Source organism: Pseudorhodobacter antarcticus (assembly GCF_900110135.1).
GTDB classification, from domain to species: Bacteria; Pseudomonadota; Alphaproteobacteria; order Rhodobacterales; family Rhodobacteraceae; genus Pseudorhodobacter; species Pseudorhodobacter antarcticus.
In genome coordinates, this window is the sequence record NZ_FOCO01000038.1 from 20,631 (window position 1) to 28,911 (window position 8,281).

Here is an 8,281-nt window from a genome sequence, read left to right on the forward strand (position 1 = left end):
ATGTCCATCAAAGCCTGTGTTCTTCACAAACAAGACGATCTGCGCATCGAAGATGTTGCCCTGCCCGAACCCAAAGCGGGAGAGGTCGTGGTGGGCATGACTCATGGCGGCATCTGCGGTTCGGATCTGCATTACTTCCAACATGGCGGGTTTGGCCCCGTCCGTATGAAAGAACCGATCATTCTGGGGCATGAAGTGTCTGGCATAGTCGAGGCGATAGGTCCGGGCGTGGACAAGCTGAAGGTCGGTGATCGGGTTGCCGTAAGCCCAAGCCAGCCTTGCCTGACCTGCGAATATTGCACCGAAGGCGTGTTCCAGCACTGCGTCAACATGCGCTTCATGGGCTCTGCCCGCACAACGCCCCATGTGCAGGGGGGGTTCCGGTCCAAAATGGTGACGGGGCAAAACCAATGTTTCAAGGTCGGTAAAGATACACCTCTTGCAAGTGCAGCCTGCGCCGAACCTTTGGCCGTGTGCCTGCATGCAGCAGCGCAAGCCGGGGTGCTTAAAGGCAAGAAAGTTCTGGTCACAGGGGCCGGGCCAATCGGGGCGCTTTGCATCGCGGTTTCCAAAATCAAGGGGGCGCACAGTATTGTCGTGACCGATTTGTTCGACTTCACGCTGAACGTGGCCAAAGACATGGGTGCGACCCAAACGATCAACATCCGCAACACGCCTGACGCGCTCTCGGCCCATATCACCGCGCAAGGGCTTTTTGATATCGTGTTCGAATGCTCTGCCGCCGAACCCGCCATCCTCTCGGCAATCGCCGCTGTGCGGCCCAGAGGTACGATTGTTCAGGTTGGTGTCGCCGGAAGCCTAAGCCTGCCGATCAATGCTATCGTCGGGAAAGAAATCACTTTCAAGGGGACACACCGCTTTCACCCGGAGTTCGAACAGGCCGTTGATCTGATTGATCGCGGTGTCATCGACATGACGCCCATCATCACCCAGACTTATCCGATGTCAGATGCTGTCGAAGCGTTTCAGACAGCGGGAAATCGCGAAAAGGCCGTAAAAGTGCAGCTTCGCCTCCACAGCCCGGCCTAACCGCCGGGCAGTGTATCATCGAACACACGCAGAGGCGTGACGGTGTTGATTTCCGCGAGAATTTGACCCAATGGGTCAATTCTCAGCGACAATCAACAACAGGGTCTTTCGCGGTCAACTTGGGGCCAAAGACCGGCAGGCCTCTACCAAGGCAGGCTTGCCGATCACGAACTGCAGTTTCGTGGTAAGAGGTGTCTTTGACCAATCAAGGGTAGAAACAGCCCCCAATGCCGTCAGAATGGGCCAGATCGCCATAACATCCCACACGCTTTCGCCGTAACCGATGTGGCCGTCCACCTCGCCTGTGGCCACTTCCAGAAGCGCCAAGGTCGAGGCGTTGCAGCATCGAAACATGATCCCGGCATCTTCGGTCAGGAACCGCAGCATCTCGAGACGCTCGGCAGCCGGTATGGCGCGGCCAAGGCCCACTCCCACCGAACCCCGGTCTGGCAGATAAGCCGCCAAAGGGGGCAGGATCCGACCGTTTAACGCGGGCGCGTCGGTTGTGCCACCTGTCAGGGTTATCCCCATCACAGGCGCATGAATGATGCCCGCAATGGGTTTTGATCCATCCCAAAGGCCGATGGACACTGCCCATTGGGGGCCACCGCGCACAAAATTGAACGTGCCGTCAATCGGATCGATCACCCAGATGCGCCCGGATGTGCCGGGGATGATGCCGCCCTCCTCGCCCAGAATGCCGTCGTCGGGGAAGGCGTCGCGTAGGTGGGCGATAATCATCGCCTCAACCTCCTGATCTGCCACAGTAACAAGATCAAGAGGACCTTTGGCTGCAATTGCACTTTGGGAAAGGTTGCCGAAATGGCGCAAGGCCAAAGCGCCCGCGTCATGGGCCAGAGGTGTCAAAATCTCAAACATTACGTCCGTCCAGGGTCAAAGGGTGGGGAAACGGTTATGGGTCACATGGCTGCCATCGGCACCAAGGACATGGATAGTATAGTGAAACGGCTCCGCCACGGTGGGTGGCTCGTCCGGGGCCGACAACGCAAGCGCGAACTGAAAGGCGGTGCTGGTTGCGGCATGAACCGTAGACTTGCCAAAGCGGGCCGTGAAGGGACGGTGCATGTGGCCACAAAGAAGCGTGGCGGGTTTGGGCTGGCGATCTAGCAAGGCGCGCAGGGCTGCATTCCCCTCGATCAGAATGTTGCCATCCAGCCGCCCCATCGCGGGTGCGCAGGGCGGGTGATGCAGCGCGATCAGGGTGTGGTCGTCAAACGTCTGCTCCAGCGTCTCGGCCAGCCAGCCCAGTTGGGCAGGCGACAGGCGGCCACCGATTTCGTCCTCCGCCAGTGTGTCCAGCACGATCACGCGGGCAAGGCCCTGCTGCCACAAGTGATCGAGCCGGTCGGCACTCGCATAGGCCCGGTCGGGCACCAAGGCGCGCAGCTGGGCGCGATCATCGTGATTGCCAGGCAGGATAATATAGGGCACCCGCAGCCCTGCCAGCACATCCGCCAGCACCGCATATTCAGCCGCGCGTGCGTCGTTCACATTGTCACCAGTGATGACAACCAAATCGAGGTCGGGAAAGGTCGAAAGGTCGGCCACCAGCGCGCGAGCACGCGCCACGGTATCTGCGCGCAGAATGCCCGGCGCATCGGGCGTGGCGATGATGTGCAGGTCTGAAATATGGGCGATACGCATAAGGACTTCTTAACGGATGCCAGAGCGCATGAAGCTTTGCACGAACTGGCGTTGAAAGATCAGGAACGCGATTAGGAGCGGGGCCACCGACAGCAGGGTCGCCGCCGTGATGGTGGGCCAATCAATGCCTTGTTCGACAGTTGAAAACACCTGAAGCCCCACTGTGATTGGCCGCGTCGTGACCGAATTGGTAATGATCAGCGGCCACAGGAAGTTGTTCCAGTGATAGGCGACCATCACAAGTCCATAGGCCAGATAGGTCGGCTTGGCCAGCGGCACGTAGACCCGCCACAACACCTGCATTGGCCCGGCCCCTTCCATCCTTGCGGCCTCGTCCAGCTCTTTCGGCACCGATTTGAAGGCTTGCCGGAACAGGAAAATCCCAAAGGCCGAGGCGAGGTAGGGAAGAGCGATGGCCGGAATCGTATCAACAAGACCCATGGATGAGATGGTCGCATAATTACGCACCAGCAGTACCTCGGGCATCACCATCATTTGCACCAGCACCGCCATGAACAGCCATTCAGATCCGCGAAACGGAAAGACCGCAAAGGCATAGGCGGCCAGTGTGCAGACGATGAACTGACTGATGACCACAAACAGCACCAGCATCACCGTGTTGATGAAATAGCGGTCAAACGGCACCGAATTCCAGACGCGCACAAAGTTATCCAGCGTCAGGGGCGCAAAAAGATCAAATGTGGCCGCGTATTCCGGCGGATGCACCGCTGTCCACACCGCATAGACCAACGGCAGGATCCATAGGGCGGCAAGGGTCCAGGCGGTCAGATTAAGGGCTATAAGCTTGAGGGAGAGGTGTTTCATCTGTAATGAATCCTTTTGTCCAATACGCCGAACTGCACCAGCGCTATCAGTGCTAGCACCAGCAACAATGCCACGCTCAGCGCGGCCGCATAGCCTGTATCCCAATAGCTGAAGGCCACCTGATAGATGTAGTGCAGCAAAAGCTGGGTGGAGTTGTTTGGCCCGCCCCGCGTCAGGGCGATGACGTGATCGACCAACCGGAACGCCTCGATCACGGCATTGATCAGGATGAACAGCGTGGTGGGCATCAACAGGGGCAGGATCACCCGACGCAGGCGTTGGCTGGGGCTTGCCCCTTCTAGCGTTGCGGCCTCGATCAGGCTGGGCGGAATCTGTTGCAGGGCGGCGAGGTAAAAGATCATGAAGAACCCTGCCAGCTTCCAGATGGTGATCACGATCAGCGCCCAAAGGGCGGTGCCGGGCTGGCCCAGCCAGTTGTTGCCGCCCATGCCGAACAGGCCAAGGAATTGGTCGATCAGCCCGTAATCGGGGGCGTAAAAGAACATCCAAATATTTGCGACCGCGATCATCGGCAAAATGGTGGGGGTAAAGAACGCAAGCCGCACCAGTGCCCTTCCCCCGATGCGGGCATTCACCAGCAAAGCCATCGCCAGCGCCAACCCCATAGAGCCGGGGATGATGACGGCGGCATAGATCATATTGTTAATCATCGCGATCCGAAAAATCGGGTCCGCCATCATGGTGCGGAAATGATCGGCCCCTATGAACTCTGAAGGTCTACGGCCACGTGGGGTGGAATAGAAACTGTCGATCAAGGTGGCGACCGTGGGGTAGAAAGTGAAGGCCACAAGCAGCACGGCGGCGGGCGCCAGCAGAAGCAGGCCTACCTTGGCATTTCTGGTCATCATTGCCATCTCTCCCACGGTCTTTGCTATGTTCAGCGATAAGCAGACAGGATGCGCTCTGCCTCGGCCTGCGCGCCTTGCATCGCGGCTTCGGCCGTGGCCTGACCCGTCAGCGCTGACTGGATCGCCGCGTTCAGCACCTCGTTGATACGCTGGCCTTCAAAGGTCGAGATTTCGGGAACAGAAACCGCGATCTGGCGACGGGCCACCTCGGCTTGCGGCACATCGGCGACATAGTCCTTCATCGCCTGCGTCTCCCACGAACCGTCTCGCGGAGCGACATAGCCGGTCTGGATGCCCCAGTCGGCCAGCAACTCATCCGAAGTCAGGAACTTGATGAACTCGAACGCGGCGGCCTTTTCTTCATCCGATGCACCTTCAAAGATGTAAAGGTTGCCCCCCCCCAGTACCGAGGCCGGATCGGGGTTGCCCGGATAGGGGGCGACGCCGAAATCAAACTTGGCATTTGTGCGGATGTTGCCAAGGTTGCCAGTCGTGTGCCATGCCATTGCAAGGCGGCCTTCCAAGAAGTCGCTGGGTGTGGTGCCCCATTCCTGCACGCCCGGCGGGTGAATGCCGTGCTTGGTGCTTAGATCGACAAAGTATTGCAGCGCGCCAATCACTTCGGGCGTATCAAAGAAAGTATACAGACCATCCTCGTTGGACAGTTTTCCCTTGTTCTGTGCGACCAGCGCGCCGAACATCCAATGCACCGCGTTGGAGCTGCCGGGGATACCAAGGCCCCATTGCGTGACATTGCCCGCTGCGTCGCGCGTGGTCAGCGCCTTGCCATATTCCACCATCTCATCCCAAGTTTTGGGCGGGGTTTCGGGGTCAAGGCCAGCGGCCTTATAGGCCTCTTTGTTGTAATACATCACGGCGGTTGACCGCTGGAATGGCACCGCCCACAAATTACCGTCCACCCGCGCCGAGGCGAGATAGGCCGGCATGAACCCATCGACCCAGGTGTTGTCGGCATCGGTTTTGATCCAAGTATCGACCGGCTCCACCACACCGGAATCGATCAATGTGTAGATGTCGGTGGCCAGCAGCACGGCAACCGTTGGCGGCGTGCCGCTGCGCGCGGCGGTCAGGGCACGGGTGGTGGTATCGGTGTAACTGCCCGAATAGACCGCCTCAACTTTGATATCAGGGTTTTGGGCTTGAAAATCGGCGACATAGCCATCGACAACCGCCGTCAGCGGGCCGCCGACCTGCACGGGGTAAAAGAAGGTGATATTGGTCTGCGCCAGCGCAGGCGACAGGGCAATCAGGCTCAGGGCTGCGCTGCCAAAGAGCGCTCGCGTCAATGAAATCATGGTCATGATGTCCTCAGGCTGTTTGAGTTTCGGTGCTAGTTAGGTGGGGCGCGGTTGTTTCCCGCCGCATCCCGGTGGTGGCGTCAAAAAGATGCAGCGCGTCCGCTGGCCATCCCAGATTCACAGTGTCGTCCGGTCCAAAGGCCGGACGGCCCTGCAAGCGCACCGCAACGCGCGGCCCGCCTATGTCGACGGAAAGAATGCTATCCGCTCCGAAATATTCCACGCTTTCCACCCGGCCGGGCAATCCGTCCGTGCCAAGGGTGATATCCTCTGGGCGCAGCCCCGCCTGCACGCCCTTTGGCAAATGCGCGCCTTGCGCACCCAGATCGGCCACTGCCAGCAAGTTCATCGGCGGCGCGCCGATAAATCCCGCGACAAAGGTGCTGGCCGGGCGGGAGTAAAGCGCCTCGGGCGTGTCGAACTGTTCCAGCCGCCCGTCGCGCAGCAGGGCGACGCGGTCGGCCATGCTCATTGCTTCGGTTTGGTCATGAGTGACAAAGATCATGGTGATGCCAAGCCTGCGTTGCAGCGACCGGATTTCGCTGCGCATCTCGGCCCGAAGCGAGGCATCAAGGTTTGACAGCGGCTCGTCGAGCAGGCAGATCGGGGCTTCGGCGATCAGCGCCCGGCCCAGCGCCACACGCTGCTGCTGCCCGCCCGAAAGCTGCGAGGGGCGGCGGTCCAGCAGTTTTTCCAGCCCTATTTGCGGTGCAACGCGGGCCAGTTTTTCGGCCTGCGCCTTCTTGCTTTCCCCCCGGACCGACAAACCAAAGGTAATGTTTTGCCCCACCGTCAGATGCGGAAACAGCGCATAGGATTGAAACACCATCGAAATACCGCGCTGTGCCGAAGGCAGCGTGGCAATATCGCGTCCATCCAGCAGGATTTGTCCCCCGGTTGGGTCCTCCAGCCCCGCGATCAAACGCAAAGTGGTGGATTTTCCGCAGCCAGAAGGGCCAAGCAGAGCGATAAATTCCCCCTCGCGGGTTTCCAGCGACAGGTCCCGGACCACATGTGTGGCCCCCCAAGACTTGTTCAAAGCGTTCAGCGACAGAATGGGCATCGGCGATCCTCAGGCAAAGATGAACTTTCGGTGCAGGGTTTCCGGGATATCGCACAGATAGTCGCGGCAGGCGGTATCCGTGACGATCCGGCTGATAGCGTCCAGCGGCGCGATAACGGTCAGTGCGTTGCGGGTGAATTTGGAATGGTCGGCCACCACGATCACTTCTTGCGCTATTTCGATCATGGCCCGCTGAGCATCCGCCAAAGCCGGGTGCGAAATCGCAATCTGACCGCGCCGTAAATCCACGGCCGATACCGATAGGAACAGCTTGTCGACATTGAAGCGCCTTATTGCCTCGGCCGCTAGCGCGCCGGTCAGGCTGTGGTTGAAATCATTGTATTCACCGCCGATTACAAACAGCCGCTCCACCCTCGCGCCTGCAAGGCAGGCCGAAATATCAGTACCATTTGTCACAAAAGTAAGCCCATCTCGATGCGAAAGCTGGCTTGCAACCTGAAGCGTGGTGGTCCCTGCATCAAGGAACACGGCATCCCCCTGCGTGACCAGATTGGCCGCAGCCTTGCCAATTCTGGTCTTTTCGGCCGCATATCGGCCCAGTCTTTCGCTGTTGGGCAAGTCAGCGGTGATCTGCTCCAGTGCCAGCGCGCCACCATGCGTGCGCCGGATCAGGCCCCGTGCCGCTAAATCAACCAGATCTCGGCGGACAGTGGCCTCGGACACGCCCAGAAACAACGACAGATCCTGCGTCTCGGCGTAGGCGCGCACCTGCAACCTCTCTAGCAGTCGCGCATGACGGCCAGAAGCGGGCAACGCGCTCTCTCGATTTGCCATGCTGTGCGCCCCCCCCCGAGAATCACTGTATTCAATATGCATAACAAATAAGCATGACAAAAGCGTGACCAAATTTGCGCATTTGCAAGAAAATGCGCACTGGCGTTCGCGCCTGTCAAAAAGCGCAAGTGGTTCACAGCCAGTTTATGGGACATGAATGTGTCAACGGCAGAGTGAAAGTGAGCCAAAGAGCAGATTGCTGGTGATCAACGTCGCGCCCTGCTCGTAGCGCTGCGAGATCAGCTCGAACAGCAGTTCTGCGCCGGTTTTGCTGAGCGGCACGAAGCCAAGTTCGTCTATGATCAGCAGCTTGTGGCTGACCATTTGCTTTTGAAGCCGCAGCAGTGTTGATTTCCACTTAGAAGTGAGCCGGTTTATCGAATAATTTCCACTGAGAATTGAGCCATGTGACCCTTCCCCCAGCGCGCTGCGCCACGGGGAGCAATGGAGTGATACACATGGGACTTTTGAACATAATCCGACGCATGTCTTTGCGCGAGAAGCTATCGATCCGGGAGATTTCGCGCCGGACTGGTTTGTCGCGCAACACGATTACGAAGCATTTGAACGCGGGCACGATTGAGCCGCAGTTCACGACGCCAGATCGGCAGAGCAAGCTTGATCTTTTTGCTGATAAATTGGCCGGATGGCTAAAAACTGAAGCTGGGAAGTCGCGCAAGCAACGGCGAACAGCG

General features: G+C 58.8%; 9 protein-coding genes and 1 pseudogene. 2 read left to right on the forward strand and 8 right to left on the reverse strand.

Annotated features, from left to right (window positions below):
* Entirely contained in the window at positions 1–1,050 is a 1,050-nt protein-coding gene (locus BMY36_RS15105) for an L-idonate 5-dehydrogenase (protein ID WP_050518519.1), read from the forward strand.
* Between the two features lie 114 nt (positions 1,051–1,164).
* Here BMY36_RS15105 and BMY36_RS15110 read toward each other — a convergent pair whose 3' ends face one another.
* The 8 genes and pseudogenes from BMY36_RS15110 to BMY36_RS19575 form a co-directional block, all read right to left on the reverse strand.
* Complete coding sequence (locus BMY36_RS15110) at positions 1,165–1,929, reverse strand: inositol monophosphatase family protein (RefSeq protein ID WP_050518518.1); 765 nt, start codon at positions 1,927–1,929, stop codon at positions 1,165–1,167.
* A 15-nt stretch (positions 1,930–1,944) separates the two neighbouring features.
* Entirely contained in the window at positions 1,945–2,715 is a 771-nt protein-coding gene (locus BMY36_RS15115) for a metallophosphoesterase (protein WP_050518517.1), read from the reverse strand.
* Between the two features lie 9 nt (positions 2,716–2,724).
* Entirely contained in the window at positions 2,725–3,540 is an 816-nt protein-coding gene (locus tag BMY36_RS15120) for a carbohydrate ABC transporter permease (protein ID WP_050518516.1), read from the reverse strand.
* Positions 3,537–4,409, reverse strand: a complete 873-nt coding sequence (locus BMY36_RS15125) for a carbohydrate ABC transporter permease (protein WP_197086029.1) — start codon at positions 4,407–4,409, stop codon at positions 3,537–3,539. The genes BMY36_RS15120 and BMY36_RS15125 overlap by 4 nt, the downstream gene beginning before the upstream one ends.
* A 29-nt stretch (positions 4,410–4,438) precedes the next feature.
* Positions 4,439–5,731, reverse strand: a complete 1,293-nt coding sequence (locus BMY36_RS15130; RefSeq protein WP_050518515.1) for an ABC transporter substrate-binding protein — start codon at positions 5,729–5,731, stop codon at positions 4,439–4,441.
* Positions 5,732–5,738: 7 nt separating this feature from the next.
* Entirely contained in the window at positions 5,739–6,791 is a 1,053-nt protein-coding gene (locus BMY36_RS15135; RefSeq protein ID WP_050518514.1) for an ABC transporter ATP-binding protein, read from the reverse strand.
* 9 nt (positions 6,792–6,800) lie between these two features.
* Complete coding sequence (locus tag BMY36_RS15140; protein ID WP_074818858.1) at positions 6,801–7,586, reverse strand: DeoR/GlpR family DNA-binding transcription regulator; 786 nt, start codon at positions 7,584–7,586, stop codon at positions 6,801–6,803.
* Between the two features lie 186 nt (positions 7,587–7,772).
* Positions 7,773–7,931 (reverse strand): annotated as a pseudogene (locus BMY36_RS19575) (ATP-binding protein); the annotation flags it as partial.
* A gap of 104 nt (positions 7,932–8,035) precedes the next feature.
* On the opposite strand from BMY36_RS19575, the gene BMY36_RS15150 reads away from it, so the two are divergent.
* Positions 8,036–8,281: winged helix-turn-helix transcriptional regulator (locus tag BMY36_RS15150; protein WP_139194085.1), on the forward strand; the 246-nt coding region annotated here is incomplete at its 3' end.